Source organism: Bacillus infantis, assembly GCF_050107595.1.
Lineage (GTDB): Bacteria > Bacillota > Bacilli > Bacillales > Cytobacillaceae > Bacillus_AB > Bacillus_AB infantis_C.
Genome location: NZ_JBNILH010000002.1, coordinates 475,894 through 494,758 on the forward strand (window position 1 = coordinate 475,894; position 18,865 = coordinate 494,758).

Annotated in this window: 17 protein-coding genes; all 17 read left to right on the forward strand. The window is 48.9% G+C overall.

Annotation, left to right across the window (positions count from 1 at the left end; translation table 11 throughout):
- The first annotated feature begins 48 nt into the window (after positions 1-48).
- The 17 genes from ftsY (at position 49) to rplS (ending at position 18,492) form a co-directional block, all read left to right on the forward strand.
- A complete protein-coding gene (gene ftsY, locus ACQCVH_RS05635; RefSeq protein WP_148973882.1) occupies positions 49-1,038 on the forward strand; it encodes a signal recognition particle-docking protein FtsY in 990 nt (329 codons plus the stop codon).
- Between the two features lie 545 nt (positions 1,039-1,583).
- A complete protein-coding gene (locus tag ACQCVH_RS05640) occupies positions 1,584-3,953 on the forward strand; it encodes a hypothetical protein (RefSeq protein ID WP_426834812.1) in 2,370 nt (789 codons plus the stop codon).
- Positions 3,950-4,885 carry an ABC transporter ATP-binding protein gene (locus tag ACQCVH_RS05645; RefSeq protein ID WP_426834813.1) on the forward strand — a complete coding sequence of 312 codons (936 nt, stop codon included), beginning with the start codon at positions 3,950-3,952 and terminating at the stop codon, positions 4,883-4,885. Before ACQCVH_RS05640 ends, ACQCVH_RS05645 begins: the two co-directional genes overlap by 4 nt.
- Positions 4,882-5,721: an ABC transporter permease gene (locus ACQCVH_RS05650; protein ID WP_426834814.1), complete on the forward strand. Its 840-nt coding sequence runs from the start codon at positions 4,882-4,884 to the stop codon at positions 5,719-5,721. Before ACQCVH_RS05645 ends, ACQCVH_RS05650 begins: the two co-directional genes overlap by 4 nt.
- Positions 5,722-5,734: 13 nt before the next feature.
- Positions 5,735-7,333: a hypothetical protein gene (locus tag ACQCVH_RS05655; RefSeq protein WP_426834815.1), complete on the forward strand. Its 1,599-nt coding sequence runs from the start codon at positions 5,735-5,737 to the stop codon at positions 7,331-7,333.
- 5 nt (positions 7,334-7,338) lie between these two features.
- Entirely contained in the window at positions 7,339-8,355 is a 1,017-nt protein-coding gene (locus tag ACQCVH_RS05660) for an AAA family ATPase (RefSeq protein WP_426834816.1), read from the forward strand.
- Positions 8,348-9,214, forward strand: coding sequence for a DUF58 domain-containing protein (locus tag ACQCVH_RS05665; RefSeq protein WP_426834817.1), 867 nt, complete (start codon positions 8,348-8,350; stop codon positions 9,212-9,214). The genes ACQCVH_RS05660 and ACQCVH_RS05665 overlap by 8 nt, the downstream gene beginning before the upstream one ends.
- An 11-nt stretch (positions 9,215-9,225) precedes the next feature.
- Complete coding sequence (locus tag ACQCVH_RS05670) at positions 9,226-10,992, forward strand: vWA domain-containing protein (protein WP_426834818.1); 1,767 nt, start codon at positions 9,226-9,228, stop codon at positions 10,990-10,992.
- A complete protein-coding gene (locus ACQCVH_RS05675) occupies positions 10,976-13,744 on the forward strand; it encodes a VWA domain-containing protein (RefSeq protein WP_426834819.1) in 2,769 nt (922 codons plus the stop codon). Before ACQCVH_RS05670 ends, ACQCVH_RS05675 begins: the two co-directional genes overlap by 17 nt.
- Before the next feature lie 108 nt (positions 13,745-13,852).
- A complete protein-coding gene (locus ACQCVH_RS05680) occupies positions 13,853-14,185 on the forward strand; it encodes a putative DNA-binding protein (protein ID WP_426834820.1) in 333 nt (110 codons plus the stop codon).
- 12 nt (positions 14,186-14,197) lie between these two features.
- Complete coding sequence (ffh, locus tag ACQCVH_RS05685; RefSeq protein ID WP_224903388.1) at positions 14,198-15,547, forward strand: signal recognition particle protein; 1,350 nt, start codon at positions 14,198-14,200, stop codon at positions 15,545-15,547.
- A 169-nt stretch (positions 15,548-15,716) separates the two neighbouring features.
- A complete protein-coding gene (gene rpsP, locus ACQCVH_RS05690) occupies positions 15,717-15,989 on the forward strand; it encodes a 30S ribosomal protein S16 (protein ID WP_009795931.1) in 273 nt (90 codons plus the stop codon).
- A gap of 11 nt (positions 15,990-16,000) precedes the next feature.
- Positions 16,001-16,231, forward strand: a complete 231-nt coding sequence (locus tag ACQCVH_RS05695) for a KH domain-containing protein (RefSeq protein ID WP_426834950.1) — start codon at positions 16,001-16,003, stop codon at positions 16,229-16,231.
- Between the two features lie 120 nt (positions 16,232-16,351).
- Positions 16,352-16,738: a YlqD family protein gene (locus tag ACQCVH_RS05700; protein WP_426834821.1), complete on the forward strand. Its 387-nt coding sequence runs from the start codon at positions 16,352-16,354 to the stop codon at positions 16,736-16,738.
- Positions 16,739-16,753: 15 nt separating this feature from the next.
- Complete coding sequence (rimM, locus tag ACQCVH_RS05705) at positions 16,754-17,272, forward strand: ribosome maturation factor RimM (RefSeq protein WP_426834822.1); 519 nt, start codon at positions 16,754-16,756, stop codon at positions 17,270-17,272.
- A complete protein-coding gene (gene trmD, locus ACQCVH_RS05710) occupies positions 17,269-18,018 on the forward strand; it encodes a tRNA (guanosine(37)-N1)-methyltransferase TrmD (protein ID WP_426834823.1) in 750 nt (249 codons plus the stop codon). Before rimM ends, trmD begins: the two co-directional genes overlap by 4 nt.
- Before the next feature lie 129 nt (positions 18,019-18,147).
- On the forward strand, positions 18,148-18,492 hold the full coding sequence (gene rplS / locus ACQCVH_RS05715; protein WP_224903403.1) for a 50S ribosomal protein L19: 345 nt from the start codon (positions 18,148-18,150) through the stop codon (positions 18,490-18,492).
- Positions 18,493-18,865 lie beyond the last annotated feature (373 nt).

Below are 18,865 nucleotides of genomic sequence, written 5' to 3' on the forward strand. Positions count from 1 at the left end.
GCTCTTTTTCCGGCGATACATACTGATGAATGAGAAGGAAGTGAACAGATGAGTTTCTTTAAAAAACTGAAAGATAAAATTACGAAGCAAACTGATACAGTGACTGAAAAATTCAAGGATGGCCTGACAAAAACGAGGGATAATTTTTCCGGCAAGGTCAATGATCTTGTTGCCAGGTACAGAAAGGTCGATGAGGACTTCTTCGAAGAGCTCGAGGAAATTCTCATTCAGGCCGACGTGGGTTTCGATACGGTCATGGAACTTGTTGAAGAGCTGAGAATGGAAGTGAAGCGCAAAAACATCCAGGATCCGCAAGGCGTGCAAAGCATCATTTCCGAGAAGCTGGTTGAAATATATGAGGGAAGCGGGGAAGCATCTTCCGCTTTGAATATCCAGGAAGGCGACCTGACAGTCATCCTGTTCGTCGGTGTCAATGGGGTCGGCAAGACAACCTCCATCGGCAAGCTGGCACATAAGTTCAAGCAGGAAGGAAAAACCGTTCTCATGGCCGCAGGGGATACCTTCCGGGCCGGGGCAATCGAGCAGCTTGAAGTATGGGGAGACCGTGTCGGCGTCGACGTCATCAAGCAGGCAGAAGGATCTGATCCGGCAGCTGTTATGTTTGATGCCGTCAGGGCGGCAAAATCAAGGAATGCAGATATCCTTCTTTGTGACACAGCAGGTCGCCTGCAGAACAAGGTCAACCTGATGAAGGAACTTGAAAAAGTCAAGCGGGTAATCGAAAGGGAAATCCCCGGCGCCCCGCATGAAGTATTGCTCGCCCTTGATGCAACAACAGGCCAGAATGCCATGATCCAGGCAAAAACCTTCAAGGAAGCAACAGATGTGAGCGGAATCGTCCTCACAAAGCTTGATGGAACCGCAAAAGGCGGCATCGTGCTGGCCATCCGCAAGGAACTTGACATCCCCGTCAAATTCGTCGGTCTCGGAGAAAAAATGGACGACCTGCAGGAATTCGACGCAGAACGATATGTCTACGGCCTATTCGCTGACATGGTTGAGAATGCGGAAGAGTAAATTCTAAGAGGTAAGCAGCTGCATATGCAGCTGCTTTTATTTTGGAGAGAAAGGGTACGGTTTGGGTTAGCATCCTATTGTAGTATCAAAAGTCCATAGTGCTGCCATTCGCCTTTTATTTAATAAGCATAAACTTGCTGCAAAAAAAATTGGAACCCGTTGATTGGAGTGGAAGGCACGTAGACTCCTGCGGGATTGCAGCGGCAGAGCTGAGACCCCGCAGGAGGTACGACGAGAAGGCTTAGCGCCGCCCCGCGGAAAGCGAAGTGCCTGGAGCGGAAATCAACATACTTCATTTGCGAGCAAAACTCTTTTAAAATGTTCTGGCAGTCTGCAAAACGCAGCCTGTTTTTTTGTGCTTTAAAATGGTTTTTTTTCTCAATCCCTGTAGGGGAATCCTGATTTATTTCGTCTATTATACATGAGCCGGCACCGCTTGCCGGAAAAGCAAAGTCAGCAATAGATTTATATTTTCAAAGAATTGCAAACTTTTGCCGGCTCCTGTTCGTCTATTGTAGTGGAATAATTATCTGGGGGGAGTTTTTTTGCGTAAACATACAAAAGCAATCATCGCTGTAATTGCAGCACTGCTGCTGTTTCTCATTTTAAACCAGCCTGCACATGCTGCACCGGCAGCCATCAGCATTTCAGTAGAGGCAGGCCTGGACGGAAAAGTAAAAAGGGGAAAAGGCTTTCCCTTGACTATCAAAGCTGAAAATACAGGGGAGGCGTTCAGCGGGGATCTGCTGATTGATTTCCACCCTTCCTATAATTCCGGCGGTGCCATGAGCATCAAGGCAAATCTGCCGGAAAATGCTTCGAAAACCTTTCATATAACAATACCAGGCAATTCCGAGGACCACCCATCATCTTATCAGAACCTCCCTGCTATTCACCTTTACAAAGGGAGCTGGAAGGACGGGAAAAAAGTAAAGTTCTCCGGTGACACCAAGCTGAAGGCGAAATATATAGAAGGCGGAGAAATGACGATGGGCATCCTGAGCGAGGACTATGACCGGCTCAAGGAGCTGAGGATCCTCCCCTCTGCAGCGGTAGAGACGCTGGAGCTGAAAAAAGAACAGCTGCCCGAAGAGGGGCTCGGGCTTGAAATGCTCGACTATCTCCTCATCGACGAATTTGCCGTCTCAGACCTTGCAGAGGCCCAGCAAAATGCCATCAAGGAATGGGTCGGGAACGGTGGAATTCTGATTGCCGGCGCTGCTCCTGATGCCGGCCAGTCTTTAGGTGTCCTCTATTCGCTCCTGCCGATGAAGCCGGATACAGAAGGAAAGTCTTCTGCATCCTTTCTTATGGAAAAAGGAGAGAAAGAGCTTCCGTTCAAGGAGCTGCCTATGTTTTACGGCCCTGTGAAAAATCAGGCAGAGATCCTCTCTTTAAGCGGGAATGTCCCTGCAGCAGTGAAGGCGGACTATGGAAGCGGTACAATACTGCAGACTGCCTTTTCACTCGGCGATGAGCCGCTGTCTTCCTGGACTGGCTACAGCAGATGGTTTGACGGGATTCTGCAGTCAGTTCCGGCCCCAACTATGGCAGGAAGCCAGTATGGATCGGATATTTATGATCCGCTGACCTATGAATTCGCTGAAGCTAATGAATATTTCCCTGCTTCCAGCTTTTCAATCGGCCAGCTTTTGCTGCTGCTCATCGGCTATGTAATCGTCATTGTTCCGATCCTTTATTTTATTTTGAAGAAGCGGGACAAACGCGAGCATGCTTGGTGGATCATCCCTTCTTTAGCCGTGCTGATGTCAGGGGCCATTTTTGGCATTGGAGCAAAAGACAGGCTTGGCAAGCCTCAGGTCAACCAACTGGGCGTCTATAAAGCGGAGGACAGCCGGCTTGTCGGTATTCAGGCAGCAACCCTGCTTTCAAACACAAGCGGTGAATATGCATTTTCGGTTCCGCGCGGGGAGTTCAATGCGATTCCCAGCACCTTGAATAGACCGGGGTCCGATCATACAGGCGGCGCTGTCATTGAACAGAGCCGCAAGGATACCAGGATTATTTTTAATGCCGTAGAATACTGGTCATCCAGGACCATATTCGGCAAATCGCAAAAAGAAAAGGACGGCGGCCTGAAGGCTGATCTGACGCTTAAAGACAAACGGCTGTCAGGCACTGTGACAAACACCTTCCCATATGATTTTGAAGAGCTGTATTTATGGACCGGCTCGAATAAGATCAATGTCGGCAGTCTGAAAAAAGGTGAAACACTGAAAGTCGACGAAAAAGTAAAGACTGACTTTCTTACTGCTCCGTATATGTCCGGCGCCGGCTATGGCCACCCGGGGCCAGGCCGGGATCTTGACCAAATGAAAAAAGAAAGGCTTGAATATGCAGCTTCTGCATTCCTTTTTTCAGGAAGCGGGACTGCTGAAGGCCCGGTGCTGGCCGGATTTACGAGGGACAGTGTCATTGAGGCAGATCTTCTGTCCAAAAAAGAAAAAATTTCAGACCTGAATCTCATTTTTGAACCATTTGAAGCGAAGGTTGATTTTACAGGCCGGTTCTCCCTGTCCAATGAGGTGCTTAGTACCGAGCTTGAGGCGGTGCAGGGCATGGTTTACGAAAAGAATGTCAATGGCAGCAAAGATCAAATGATGGCTGAAGATGGAGAATATCATTTTATTGCAGCCCTTCCCGCACAAATGAAAGGGAAATCCCTTGCATTTAATGAACTGTCCATAGTAACGAAAGCCAAATTTGCAGAATATGCGATCCTGAACCACGAATCCGGCGAAATGGAGCCCTTCGACTCAAAGCTTACTATCCAGGAAAAAATCGTCCGCTATATTGGCAAAGATGGAAAAGTGGTTGTCCGCATTGTTAAAACATCGAAGGACCCTCAGATCACGATGCCGAAAATTACGATTAAAGGGGAGGCATCCTCATGATAGAGATAATTGATTTAACGAAGAGGTATGGTAAATTTACAGCCCTGAACAGCTTGAACCTCCAAATTGAGAAAGGTTCGGTCTTCGGGTTTGTCGGCCAGAACGGCGCCGGCAAATCGACCACCTTCTCTATTCTGGCGACACTATTGGCGCCTACATCAGGCACCGCCTATGTAAATGGCTATAATGTCGCTAAGGAGCCGAAAATGGTGCGCCGGCAAATCGGCTATATGCCAGATTTTTTTGGGGTCTATGACCAGCTGAAGGCAGAAGAATATCTGCATTTTTACGGAGCCAGCTATGGGCTTGATTTTAAGGAAAGGGAAAAGCTGATTCCCCAGCTCCTGGATCTGGTAAACCTTGAGCATAAACGCGATTCTTACGTTGACCTCCTTTCAAGGGGAATGAAGCAGAGGCTGTGCCTGGCAAGGAGCCTTATCCATGACCCGGAAGTCCTGATTCTCGATGAACCGGCTTCAGGATTAGATCCGAGGGCGCGCGTAGAAATGAGGGAGATACTGAAGGAGCTGAAGAATATGGGGAAGACCATACTCATATCCTCCCATATTCTCCCTGAGCTGGCGGAAATGTGCGACACGATCGGGATCATCGATCAAGGGATGCTGGTAGCTGAAGGGTCAGTCACAGAAATACAGGCAAAGCTGCGCGGGGAGAAGTTGATTATGGTGAAAGTCCTTAAGGATCTACATAAAGCCTTTTCATTTTTTGAGGACAATCCCGGCGTGAGCGGGCTGAAGCCCGGGGAAGCGGAAAATGTACTCCAGTTTGTATACAAAGGCGATGATGCCGGCCAGATTGCTCTCCTGAAAAACGCGATAGGAGCCGGTCTTTCGATTGCAAGCTTTGCAGAAGCAGAAACCGACCTTGAGGATGTATTCATGGAAATTACGAAAGGAGTGGAACTTTCATGAAAAATTTTGCCGTCAATCCTGTGCTGAATAAAGAAATTAAACTTCGGTTCCGCTCGTTCAAGAGCTTTCTCGGCGTATTATTTTACCTGCTGGCTTTAAGCGTCATTATTTTGGGCTTTATTTTTATTAATATGCTTTCGAACAGCCAGGGGTATTTTAAGCCCGACCAGAGCAGGGAGATGTTCATTGTTCTGTCCTTCCTGCAGCTTGCCCTGATATTGTTCATTACACCCGGACTGACAGCAGGGGTCATCAGCAGTGAACGGGAGAGGCAGACCCTTAATATCATGCTGACGACGACACAGAGCTCCGCGAGCATCATCATCAGCAAGCTCGTATCAGCCATTTCCTTCCTGCTTCTGCTTATCATTGCCAGCCTTCCGCTGTATAGCATAGTCTTCCTTTTTGGAGGGGTCTCGCCTGGACAGGTGGTCATGACACTCGGGTTTTACATTTTTACGATCATAGTTTACGGCAGCCTTGGCGTATTGTTCTCAACGCTGATCAGGAAAACAGTCGTTTCCATGGTTACAACCTATGGGGCCACGCTTTTTCTGGCAGGGGGAACGGCATTTCTGACGATGATTTTGATGCAGTTAGGAAATATGAATCCAAATGTGCAGACAGACAGCCCGTTTGCTTATTTTACAGCCATGCTCAATCCGGCCATGGTCCTTCTAGGAATCTTTAATCCTGAATTTCTGCGGGAGGTTGCAAATGTGACGGGCATTCAATTTCCGCTCTGGATCGCCCACCTGATCGCAAGCTCGGTGATTTTCCTGCTGGCGCTGCTGATCAGCATAAGAAAGCTAAGGCCAAATATGAAAAAGGGATAGGAGTTGTCAGCGTATGGCCAAACAAAACCGGGAGCAGTTCTTAAACCTGCTGAAGCCTGTCCGGCGCCAGCTTCTCTTTGCAGCTGCACTGAAGGAGCTTCAGCTTCTCCTCTTTTACGGAGGTGCCATAATACTCATTGTCCTGCTTATGGCGCGGACGGTGGTCATCCCGGATCTGCCGGTATATCTTTTCTCAGCTGTTCTTGTGTCCCTAACTTTATCTTTCTGGAGGTTCTGGATCAGGAAGCCGGGCTTTCGGGAGGCAGCAGCCGTTTACAACCGCTTTGTACCTGATGACAGGGTGCTTACGGCATACTCGCTTTTGGACAGCGAGGGACTTGTAGAGCAGCTGCAGCTGGAAGAGGCCTTATCTTATCTGAAGAAGAACCATGAGTCTGTATTGAAGAGGAAAAAGCAATTCTTATACCCTAAATGGGTCCTCGGAGCGCTGGCTGTCCTTCTGGCAGTTTCAGCCGCTGCTTATCTTCCCAGCACGACAATGGAAAAGGCAAGCCAGCTTGAAGAAGAAAAAGAAATGGTAGAATCCGCTGAAGAAGAGCTCAAGGAAAAAGCAGAGAAAGAGAAGGATCCGGAAACACGGAAGCTGATTGAAGAGGCGGCAAAGGAAATCAGCAAGCTTGCCTCTGCCGCAGAGGCTTTAAAAGAGCTTGAAAAACAGAACAAGTCGCTGGAGCTGCAGAAAATGAAGGAACTGGAAAGGCAAAGGATGCTTGAAGAAACCAAAAGCCGGCTTAATAATGCCGGTTTAAGCTCGCTTGCAGCTGCACTCGATAACAATGAACTGAACAAAGCCATGAAGGAGCTGAAAGAATTGCAGAAAAATCCTGCAGAGCTTTCAGATGGCCAAAAAGAGGCTCTCCAGGAGCTGGCACAAAAGGGCGGTCCTTTGACAGATGAAGAGATTGCCAGGCTGGCAGAACAGCTGGAGCAGGCATTGAACTCCTCCGGCACATTGTCCAGGCTCGCTGCCGCACAGCAGGCAGTCGGCCAGACAGGGACAAAACTCCACAGCCAAATGACTGCTAATGGAATGAACCCCGGCCAGCTGGCTCTCTCAGGATCCTCCGGACAGACAGCTTCCGGGCAGAATCCCGGGCAGAACGCCGGCAGCGGCGGCCAGCAGCCTGGCAAAGGAAACTCAGGGAATGGATCCGGAAGCGGATCAGGTTCAGGATCTGGGTCAGGTTCAGGATCTGGGTCAGGTTCAGGGTCAGGATCGGGCACTGGTGGTTCAGGATCAGGCTCTGGAGGGGCTGGTTCTGGCACCGGGTCCGGCAGCGGCTCAGGAGGGAAAGGATCAGGGGCCGGAGCCGGGCTTGGCCAGGGTTCAAGGGAGCTTCTGACTGTACCGGAAAGGCTTGCTGGCCAGGTTAATACGGAAACTGATTCAGGCCAATTAGGCGATGGAGGGCCGGCAAGACAAAGCGAGGGAGCCGGGCCCATCCTGCGGGGGAGCGCCAGGCCGTACAGCGAAGTCTATGAATCTTATGAAAGATCTTACCGGGAAAGCTCCGAGCGCTACAAGATGCCTGATGAACTGGCAGAAATCGTAAAGAATTATTTTACAAGCATAGATCCTGATGGGGAGTGAGGAATATGGCGTCAATAGAAGAGAAAGCAGACCAATTTAAAGAAGCGGCCGCTATCATGGATAAAGTGAAGGAAGAAATCAGGTCGTTTATCGTCGGGCAGGAGGATGTGATCGATCAGGTCCTGTGGAGCATCGTGGCCGGCGGCCATGTGCTGCTTGAGGGCCTTCCCGGCATGGGGAAGACCATGCTGGTCAAGACAATATCGGAAAGCATGGATCTGAAATTTTCGCGGATCCAGTTCACACCGGATCTCATGCCATCAGATATAACAGGAACCATGCTTCTGCAGCCTGACGGGAGCGGGAAGCAAGCCTTTGTTTTTCATGAAGGGCCTTTATTCGGGAATATCATCCTCGCAGATGAAATCAACCGTGCGACACCGAAAACACAAAGCTCGCTGCTGGAAGCGATGGGGGAAAAAACAGTAACAATCATGGGTGAAACAAAAATGATGGACCGCCCATTCTTTGTTCTGGCCACCCAGAATCCGATAGATATGGAAGGAACCTACCCGCTGCCGGAAGCACAGCTTGACAGATTCATATGCAAAATTCAGGTCTCATACCCGTCGAAGGAAGAATTGAAAGAGATTGTATTAAGGACGACAGGGATCCGGCCTGCCGCTGTCCACAAAGCGGCGGCAAAAAAAGATGTATTGGAGATCCAGGCTTTGGCAAAGGAGATCCTGGTCAGTGAAGAAATGATTGATGCAGCTGTATCGATCATTTCAGCCACGCATCCAGAGTCGCCTGATGCAACGGAGATGGTGAGGCAGTACATCCAGTTCGGGAGCGGTCCAAGGGGACTGCAAAGCCTGATCATGATGGCAAAAGCAAGGGCGATGTCACAGGGAAGATACCATGTTTCCATGGGAGATTTAAGAAAGACAGCTCTCCCGGTGCTCCGCCACCGCCTTATAGTCAACTTTGAAGCTGACAGCAGCGGCATTACGGCAGACGAAATTATCCGGGATCTGGCCGAATCCAGGAATCCTGTCCGGGATGGCCGTCAGCATGCATAAAGGAGGCGTACTTCTTTCAAGGCTGCAGAAAAAGCGCCTTCAGGTGAAAACGAAAAAGCGCGGCGCCCATAAAGGGACACGGCAGTCCAGCAGCTTTGGTTCCTCTCTTGAATTTTCCGACTTCAGGCTCTATCAGCCGGGAGACGATGTCAGGCAAATCGACTGGAATGTTTACGGACGCACCCAAAAGCATTATATAAAGCGGTTCCTCGATGAACAGGAGATTTCAGCTGCTGTTTATCTGGACACATCTTCTTCCATGCAAAGCATCGATCAAAAATGGAAGCTGGCAAAAGAATTGGCCGCTTCGCTCTGCTATATTGCCCTTTCAGGAGGCGACAGGCTCTATTTCGCATCTTTGCCTTCTGGAAGTACAGTCCCTCTAAGAAGAAAAGGAGCCAATTACAGCAAGCAGGTATATACAGAAATCCTCCAGATGGAAGGTGCCGGAATCAATGAGGGTTATTCAGAGCACTTAAGCCGTGCCCTGCAAAAAAACCAGCAGCTGTCCATCCTCATTACCGACACTATGGAGCCGCTCAGCAGTCTTGAGTCTGCAATGAAGAGGATAGGGGCCATGAAGCAGGATTTCTGGCTGCTGCAGATTCTGGCTAAGGAGGAAGCCGAGCCGTTTTACAGTGGAGATATCAGGCTGATTGACAGCGAAAGCAGTACTTCTGTTAATGTCAGTATGAATCCCGTGATTGTTGATAGATATAAGAAGAGGCTTGAAGAGCATGGCAGGCAGCTTGAGGCGGCTTGCAGGAAATATGGAGGGCATTTTGTACCGATTACAGCTGACACAGACATCCAGACCATTTTATTGCGCATCCTGCCTGGTAAAGGCATGTTGAATTGAGGTGAAACACGATGCTCTTTTTTAGCCCGATCTATTTTTTATTAGGCTTTTTTATCATCGCCTTTATATTATTCTACTTCTTCCGGAAGCAATTTGATGAGAAAATCATTCCTTCCAATATGCTTTGGATGGAGGCAGTGAATGAATGGCAGGCATCGCCATGGCTGAAGAAGCTTCAGCAGAATCTATTATTCTGGCTGCAGCTTCTTGCCCTTCTGCTGCTGCTGTTTGCGCTGGTCCGGCCTTACTGGTTAGGAGAAGAATTAAAGGGGAGCCGCCTGATATTTGTTGTCGATCCCTCTGCATCCATGCTTGCTGAAAGAGATGGCGAACCGATCTTTGAGAAGGCAAGGGAGAAGATGCTTTCGCTGGCCGGCAGCCTGGCCGGCCAGGAGGTTACTCTGATAAGAGCCGGGGAGAATCCGGAAATCCTCCTTTCAGGGGAAAAGGAGAAAGCGGCGGTTAAAAAGTCAATCAGTGCTCTAGAAATTACTTATGAGCATGAAAACATGACTAAAGCGCTGCAGCTGGCCAACTCTTTGGCAGATGCAGAGAATTCAGCTATATACATATTTTCTGATGGGCTTGAAAAAGAAGAAGCCGCAGCCCTGGATGAAGGAAATTACACAGAAGTCCATAATTTCGGTAAAGAAGGGCAGAATCTTGCACTTTTATCTTTTGGTGTTGTCCGGGAAGAAGAGGGGATTGCCGGTGGCGCTGCCGTTGAGAACCAGTCACCGGAGGAAGCCGCTTTTTCCTTCCGGGTTGTATATGAGGGCCAGGTGCTTTATGAGCAGGAAGTGGAGATTGAAGGAAACGGCCAATCTGTGATCCAGATTCCCGGCCTCCCCAAGCATCCTTACTATAAGGCAGAAATAAAGGCGGATGATCCTTATCAAGCCGACAATGAGCTGACAGCGATCTTTAATGAACCGAGCCGAAAGGTGGTTGCCGTAGGGAGCATCAGTCCATTTGTGCTGAAAGGCTTTGAAACATGGGGGGCTGAACTGGTTCAGGCTGAACCTTCATCGTCTGCAGCCGCGGGAGAAGGGATATACCTGACAGATGGCAGCAGCCTTGAGGCAGCAGAGGGAAGGCCTGTAATCATCTTCAATTCGGAAACAGGCAAGAAAAAGCTGGAAGAACCGCCGGAGGCCGCCAATGATCCGATTCTTGAACATGTAGGGGCTGAAAATATCTTCATTGATTCCTCCTACGAGCCGCTTAAAGGTGATTGGGAAACCCTCCTGCAGTCAGGCGGGCGGCCTCTGATTCAGAAGGGAACACAGGATGGGACTCCGGCTTTGGCGATCAATTTTGCTTTAGGCGATTCTGATTGGCCATTGCAGCCCGGTTTTCCGGTCTTCCTGTATAATGCCTATCAATGGCTGGCCGCCCAGTCTGATTTTCTTGGCTATTTTTCACCAGGGGAAGAGAAGTGGCTTAATGCAGGAGCGGGCTCTTCTTCGTTCGAGATATACGATGATGAAAACGAAAATCTGTATTCACTGGATCTGGCGAAGGAAAACTTTGCTGCTCCCTATAAGCCGGGAGTCTACCAGGCTGCTGCTGGGGAAGAACATTATTTTTTCTCTGTCCTGCTCGATGACAGGGAAAAAGCCGCCAGGCATGCCTCTTCCTTTACGATGAATGATAAAATTGCTTCAAATGGCTATGAGGAAAAAGAGCAGAACGGACTTTGGTTTTGGCTCGCATTATTCGCTCTCATCCTGATAGCAGCAGAATGGGAGGTGTTCAGGCGTGGGAATAGAATTTAAACACCCTTTTATGCTTTTGCTCATCATTCCTTCCATGCTCCTGGTATTCTTGTTTATCAAGACAGCAAAGGGGAGAGGAAATAGGAAGGGAGCAGCTGTGATGAGGGCCATCGTGTTCATTTTGCTTGCCTTTGCGCTGGCTGTCCCTTCAATCAGACTGCCTGCTCCAGGAGAAGCAGTGGTTTTCATCGCCGACCGCTCTGCCAGTGTGCAGGGCAGGGAAGGAGAGTTGCTGGATTTCATCGATGCCGGAATTCAGTCCAAAGGAAAGGAAGATTCCTATGCCGTGATATCGGCTGGAGAAACAGCTGCTGCTGAAAGCTCGCTGTCCAGTATGAAGGGAGAGTTCCGGGAGTTCAGTACTGACACCGGGAAGGGTGAAACGAATCTCGAGGCAGGCATTCAGCTGGCTTCGACTCTCATGCCGCAGGAAACCCCTGGGCGGATTGTCCTTTTATCAGACGGAAGGGAAACGGCTGGAAGCAGCCGTGAAGCGGCAAAGCTTTTAAAGAATCGGGGGATAGAGCTTGATTATGTCCTGCTGGACAGCAGCAGGAAAGAGGACATGTCCATTTCCAGCCTGGAAGTCCCCCCCGCCTTATATGAAGGCGAAGAAGCATCCATTACCATTGCGATTGACAGCAATTCTGCAAAAGAAGCTGATTTAAGGCTTTCTGTTAACAGCAGGGAAGTCTTAAAAGAGAGAATTACGGTCAAAGAAGGAAAGAATGTCTACACCTTCAAGCACAAAATGGACGAAACCGGCTTATCGGCAATCAAGGCTGAAATTTCCGCTGAAGGAGATGGATTCATAGAAAACAATGCATTGCAGTCTGCCGTCAATATTAAAGGAACCCCCAGGGTTTTGATTGTAGAGCAGGAAAAAAGCCAGCTTGAAACCATACTGGACGGGTCCGGACTTCTGGCGGATTCCATCGTGCCGGAAAAACTGCCTGCCTCACTTTCCGGGGTCCTTCCATATCAGTCCATCATTTTCAATAATATACCGGCAACGGTGGTTTCCGAGAATCAGATGATGCTTATCGAGAAGGCTGTAAAGGAATTTGGCTCAGGATTTATTATGGCGGGGGGAGAGAACAGCTTTGGTCTTGGCGGCTATTTCAAAACGCCGATAGAAAAGCTGCTGCCTGTCAGCATGGATATTAAAGGGAAGAAGGAAATGCCCTCCCTCGGCCTTGTGATTGTAATGGACCGTTCCGGAAGCATGGCAGGGAGCAAGCTGGAACTGGCAAAAGAGGCGGCAGCAAGATCAGTTGAACTCTTGCGCGAGAAAGATACTTTGGGATTCATAGCATTTGATGACCGCCCGTGGGTTATCGTGGAAACCGGACCGCTTGACAATAAAAAGGACGCGGTGGACAAAATTGGCTCCGTCACTCCCGGGGGAGGGACGGAAATTTTTACCTCCCTCGAAAAAGCGTACGAAGAGCTGGAGGACCTTAAGCTCCAGCGGAAGCATATCATCCTCCTTACAGACGGGCAGTCTGCCAGAAGCGCTGATTATGAAAGCATGATAGAAACGGGGAAAGAAAACAATATTACTCTATCGGCGGTGGCGCTTGGGAGCGACGCGGACCGGAATCTGCTGGAAGAGCTGGCTGAACTCGGTGCCGGGCGCTTCTACGATGTTACGGACTCCTCAGTGATTCCAAGCATTTTATCAAGGGAAACCGTCATGGCGACTAGAACTTATATTGAAGACAATCCTTTTTATCCGTCTATACAGGCGTATCCGGAATGGGGCGATTTTTTTGCAGGCGGCGTTCCGCAGATGAATGCCTATATTGCTTCTGAAGCCAAACAGGGTGCAGAGGTTCCCCTTCTCAGTGAAAAAGAGGATCCAGTCCTGGCTGAATGGCAGTATGGCATCGGTCATACAATCGCCTTTACTTCGGATATCAGCGGAAAATGGTCTGGAGACTGGGCCCGGTGGGAAAAGTGGCCGCAGTTTATGAATAAACTCGCCAGCATCTCGCTGCCGAAATATGAGAGCGAAGCTTACAGCCTTTCAGTCCGAAGGGAAAACGAAGAAACGGTCGTTTTGCTTGAAGGTAACAGCAAAACTGCCCTTCCTGCAGAAATAGCAGTTGTTTCAGATAATGGGGAAAAAGTGGATGCCAGCACTAAACTGGCAGCTCCCGGCAAGTACGAAATTAAAATGCCTTCAGAGCCTGGCATGTTTTATGTCAATATCAGCCAGAAAACCCTGACAGGAGAAACAAGGACCTATAAAACCGGCTTTACTCTCCCATATTCAGAAGAATATTTATGGCAAAAACAAAATGAAGGACTCCTTAAGGAAATATCTTCCTTGACGGGAGGGAAGCGGCTGGAAGAAGGCAAGGAGGCATTCCGTCCGCTGAAGGCAGGAAATTTTGAAAGGGCCTCAATCAGCGAATGGCTCCTTCTTGCGGCATTCCTCCTCTTCTTTGCCGAGATAGCGGCCAGGAGGTTCGGGCTCAAGCTGATTCCGAAGGGACAAAAGGCTAAGAAGGCTGCAGCGTCCGATAAAAAAAGGCTAATAGAGAAAACAGCCTCCGCCAGGCGGAGGGCGGCTGACAGGCAGAAAGGTGTCCAGGTACCGGAGACCCGCGTGCAGGAAGCAGAATCTGCCGGGCGGCAGGCTGAGATCCGTAAACCAAAAGGGCGCTCCGGAGCACCAAGCGTCAGCCCGGATGAGCGGGAAGAGAGAATGAAGCGCCTTCTGGAAGCCAAAAAGAGGAAAAGCTGACAAATGCCGAAGGAGCGGCGCCGGGCCCGGATTTCCTTGACACAGTTTGGGGTTCTGTGTAAACTGTTTTATTGTAAAGGCTTTTCACTTAACAAGGGGGAATGAGCTATGCTGGAGAAGACGACGAGGATGAACTATCTGTATGACTTTTATCAGTCGTTGTTGACGCCGAAGCAGCGGAGCTATATGTCCCTGTATTATCTGGATGATTATTCGCTCGGTGAGATTGCCGAGGAATATGACGTCAGCCGGCAGGCAGTGTACGATAACATCAAGCGTACCGAAGCAATGCTGGAGGAATATGAAGAAAAGCTGCTGTTATTTAATAAATTTCAACAGCGCAGCAAACTTATTCGCGACATGAGAACTTTTCTTGAAGAAGGCAGTCCTTCCCATCAAAGTCTGATGGAAGCAGTGGCTGAGCTAGAGAAATTAGATTAGGAGGCGGCATATATGGCATTTGAAGGATTAGCCGACCGACTGCAAAATACGATACAGAAGATCCGCGGCAAAGGGAAAGTATCCGAGGCGGACGTTAAAGAGATGATGCGCGAAGTACGCCTGGCCCTTTTGGAAGCAGACGTCAACTTTAAGGTTGTCAAAGAGTTTGTGAAAAAGGTCAGCGAACGTTCAATCGGCCAGGAAGTGCTAAAGAGCCTGACGCCGGGCCAGCAGGTTATAAAGGTTGTTAAAGAGGAGCTTACCGAACTGATGGGCGGAGAGCAGAGCAAAGTGGCGGTATCCAATCGCCCGCCGACCGTGATCATGATGGTCGGTCTCCAGGGTGCCGGTAAAACGACCACCACCGGAAAGCTTGCGAACCTGCTCCGGAAAAAACATAACCGCAATCCGCTGCTTGTGGCCGCGGACATCTACCGTCCGGCTGCCATCAAGCAGCTTGAAACGCTCGGAAAACAGATCAATATGCCTGTATTCTCTCTCGGCGACCAGGTATCGCCTGTTGAAATAGCAAGGCAGGCCATCGCCAAGGCGAAGGAAGACCACCATGATTATGTGCTGATCGATACGGCAGGGCGCCTCCATGTGGATGAAGCCCTCATGGATGAGCTCAAAGAAATCAAAGAGCTTTCTAAGCCGGATGAGATCTTCCTTGTCGTAGATGCAATGACAGGCCAGGATGCAGTGAATGTCGCCCAAAGCTTCAACGAGCAGCTGGGGCTGACAGGTGTCGTCCTGACAAAGCTTGACGGCGATACACGGGGGGGAGCTGCTCTTTCCATCCGTTCTGTCACCAGCACGCCGATCAAATTCGTCGGACTCGGGGAAAAGATGGATGCAATTGAAGCCTTCCATCCGGAAAGAATGGCGTCCCGGATACTCGGTATGGGAGATGTCCTCACCCTGATCGAGAAGGCCCAATCCAACGTTGATGAAGAAAAGGCAAAAGAGCTCGAGAAGAAAATGCGGACAGCTTCCTTTACGTTTGATGACTTCCTTGACCAGCTGGGCCAGGTCCGAAATATGGGGCCGCTGGATGAAATCCTGAAAATGATGCCCGGTGCCAACAAAATCAAGGGACTTAATAACATGCAGATCGATGAAAAGCAGATCGCGCATGTTGAGGCCATCATCAAATCGATGACAAAGGAAGAAAAGACGCATCCTGAAATCATCAACTCTAACCGCCGGAAGAGGATTGCTAAGGGCAGCGGCAGGACCGTACCCGAAGTGAACCGTCTCCTCAAGCAGTTCGAGGATATGAAAAAAATGATGAAGCAGATGACAGGAATGCAGCAGAAGGGCAAGAAAAAAGGCTTCAAGCTGCCTTTCAATCCGTTCTGATCTTTGTCCATCTGTGCCCGGAAATACTGTCCCGGCGTGCTCTGAAGCACAGCGGGACAGCCGTGGAAATCAAGTTTTTATAACATGTAAAGAAAAAACACTTTACAAACCATTTATCTATTGATATTATACTATCTTGTGTGAAACTATTCGGAGGTGCTTATTTAACATGGCAGTAAAAATTCGCTTAAAACGTATGGGAGCTAAAAAATCCCCTTTCTATCGTATTGTAGTAGCAGATTCTCGTTCTCCTCGTGACGGACGATTCATTGAAACAGTTGGAACTTACAATCCAGTTGCACAGCCTGCTAAGGTTGAAATCAACGAAGAGCTTGCTCTTAAATGGATGAACGATGGCGCTAAGCCTTCTGACACAGTACGCAACCTGTTCTCAAAAGAAGGCATTATGGAGAAATTCCATAACGCTAAGAACGGCAAGTAATTCTGCGCGTGATGAAAGAGCTTATCGAAACGATCGTTAAGCCCCTGGTTGATTTTCCCGATGATGTCCGGGTGGATGTCCGGGAAGATGACCACCGCGTTACCTATCAGCTTTCTGTCAACAAGAGTGACATGGGAAAAGTGATCGGGAAGCAAGGGCGCGTCGCTAAATCGATACGGACTGTTGTATATGCAGCAGGATCATCACAGCAAAAAAGAATTTTCATGGAAATAACTGAATGAGCTTTTCCCGAGGCATAGCCGGAGGAATTAGAAAAAGGAGGGGGATCCCCTCCTTTTTTTCCCATTCAGAAAAGCTTTTATAAGTAGGTTCGGTACCAGGATGCTGAAGGAGGCTTAAGGGTGAAAATACTTCAAACCGCCACAGTTAAACAGATCTTAACCGAAAAAAGCAAAAGGAAGCTTCTTGAAACCTATATGGAAAGAAAAACGCAGCTTTTGAAAGAATGCGAACAGCTTCGCTTTGAAGTGAAAAAGATTGAGAAGTCGAAAAATTTCCAGCAGGCAAGTCTGTCTGCCAATTTTGAAAAAGAAACAGGCAGGCGCAAAGAAAAGATCAAGCTGCTGGAGTTTCAAATAGAACAACTACATATGCTACCATTAGGCAGTGAACTGAAGGAAAAAGAAGTTCAGGCTGTCGTGGAGATCGGCATTGGCGACGCCTGGGATGAAGTATCGGCAAACAAAACCATCATCATCGAGGATGGAGTCATTAAAGAAATTCGCTAGAGGTGATCGGCAAAGATGGAAAAGTGGTTCAATGTAGGGAAGATTGTCAATACACACGGTGTCAGGGGCGAAGTAAGGGTCGTATCACGCACCGATTTTCCGGAAGAGCGCTATAAGGCAGGCAGCCATTTATTCTTGTTCCTGGCGGGGTCCAAGGAGCCTGTGAAGCTGACTGTAAAAACACACAGACAGCATAAATCGTTTGATCTGCTTACTTTTGAAGGCCTGGACAGCCTGGATGAGGCGGAAAAGCTTAAAGGCAGCCTATTGAAGGTCTCAGAAGATCAGCTGGGGCAGCTGGAGGAGAATGAGTATTATTTCCATGAAATTCTCGGCTGCACCGTGAAAACAATTGATGAAGAAGAAATAGGGCAAATAACGGAAATCCTGACCCCTGGCGCCAATGATGTATGGGTGGTCAGCAAAAAGGGGCAGAAAGATATATTGATCCCTTATATTGAGGATGTTGTCAAGAAAGTGGATGTGAAAGAAAAAGTCATCATCATTGAACCGATGGAAGGCTTGCTGTCATGATGAAAATTGATGTACTTACTTTATTTCCTGAAATGTTCGGCGGTGTTTTCGGCCATAGCATCCTGAAGAAGGCGGAAGAAAATAACGCCGTCAGCTACAATGTAGTCAATTTCAGGGACTATGCCGACAATAAGCATAAAACGGTTGACGATTATCCTTACGGCGGGGGAGCCGGCATGGTGCTGAAGCCCCAGCCGATATTTGACGCGGTTGCCGACTTAAAGGGGAAGGCAGGCGGCGGAGAGCCGAGAGTCGTCCTCCTATGCCCCCAGGGTGAGCGGTATACCCAGAAAAAGGCGGAGGAGCTTTCATCCCTCGATCATTTGATTTTTGTGTGCGGCCATTATGAAGGCTACGATGAACGGATAAGGGAGCACCTTGTGACAGACGAGATTTCCATCGGAGACTTCGTGCTTACCGGGGGGGAGCTTGGGGCCATGGTGCTGATTGACAGCATCGTCCGCCTTCTCCCGGGTGTCCTCGGAAATGAGGAGTCCCATATGAAGGATTCGTTCAGCACCGGTTTTCTGGAGCATCCGCATTATACACGGCCGGCGGACTTCAGGGGGATGAAAGTGCCTGATATCCTAACCTCAGGCAACCACCGCCTTGTTGATGAGTGGAGGATGAAAGAGTCTCTGAAAAGGACCTATCTCCGCCGCCCGGATCTCTTTGAAGGGGCAGAGCTGACAAAAGAGCAGCTCCGCCTTCTCGAAGAAATAAAAAAAGAGCATAATAGCTATTGATGACAGGCATTGTTTATGTTATGATAGTTTTTGTGGCTTGGGCTGAGTGATCGGCCGGGTCTTATAACGATGTTCCGCTGCAATAAAGAAAGTCTGTGCAAGAGCATCTGTTGGAAGGAGTTGAAAACGATGCATAAATTAATCGAAGAAATTACAAAAGAACAGCTTCGCGCTGATGTTCCTGCGTTCCGTCCTGGTGATACTGTACGTGTACACGTTAAAGTTATCGAGGGTACCCGCGAACGTGTTCAGGTGTATGAAGGTGTTGTAATTAAGCGTCGTGGTGGTGGAATCAGCGAAACTTTTACAGTACGTAAAGTTTCTTATGGTGTAGGCGTTGAGCGTACATTCCCTGTACACACACCAAAAATTGCGAAGCTTGAAGTTATCCGCCGCGGTAAAGTACGCCGTGCGAAACTTTACTACCTGCGTAACCTGCGCGGTAAAAAAGCTCGTATCAAAGAAATCCGATAATAGTAAAGCGGCGGTGCACTCTGCACCGCCAATTGCGAAGAAGGAGCTTGTATATCAAGCTCCTTTTTCACATAAAAGCGTTAAGTATGAAGTGCTAATCAGCCGGATCCGGCCTTGGCCAAACTCGGCGCCAGCCGGGTTTTTTCGTTTGGCTTTTTTAAAGATAAGAAAATGTATTTTTGTAGTTTGATTATTGTCTAGCAGCAGCGCCTCCCCCCCTCGAGATCACAAGCCAATGACGTGGCGGTCTTAGTCTGCGTTCCTTAAGGGTGACCAAGGCGCTTGCGCATTTCTTACACCCGATCTCCTTTTGCAGCTGCACGGCCTGACTTCCGGATTTTATCAGGCTCTGGAAGCGCCGGGCGCTTAAATG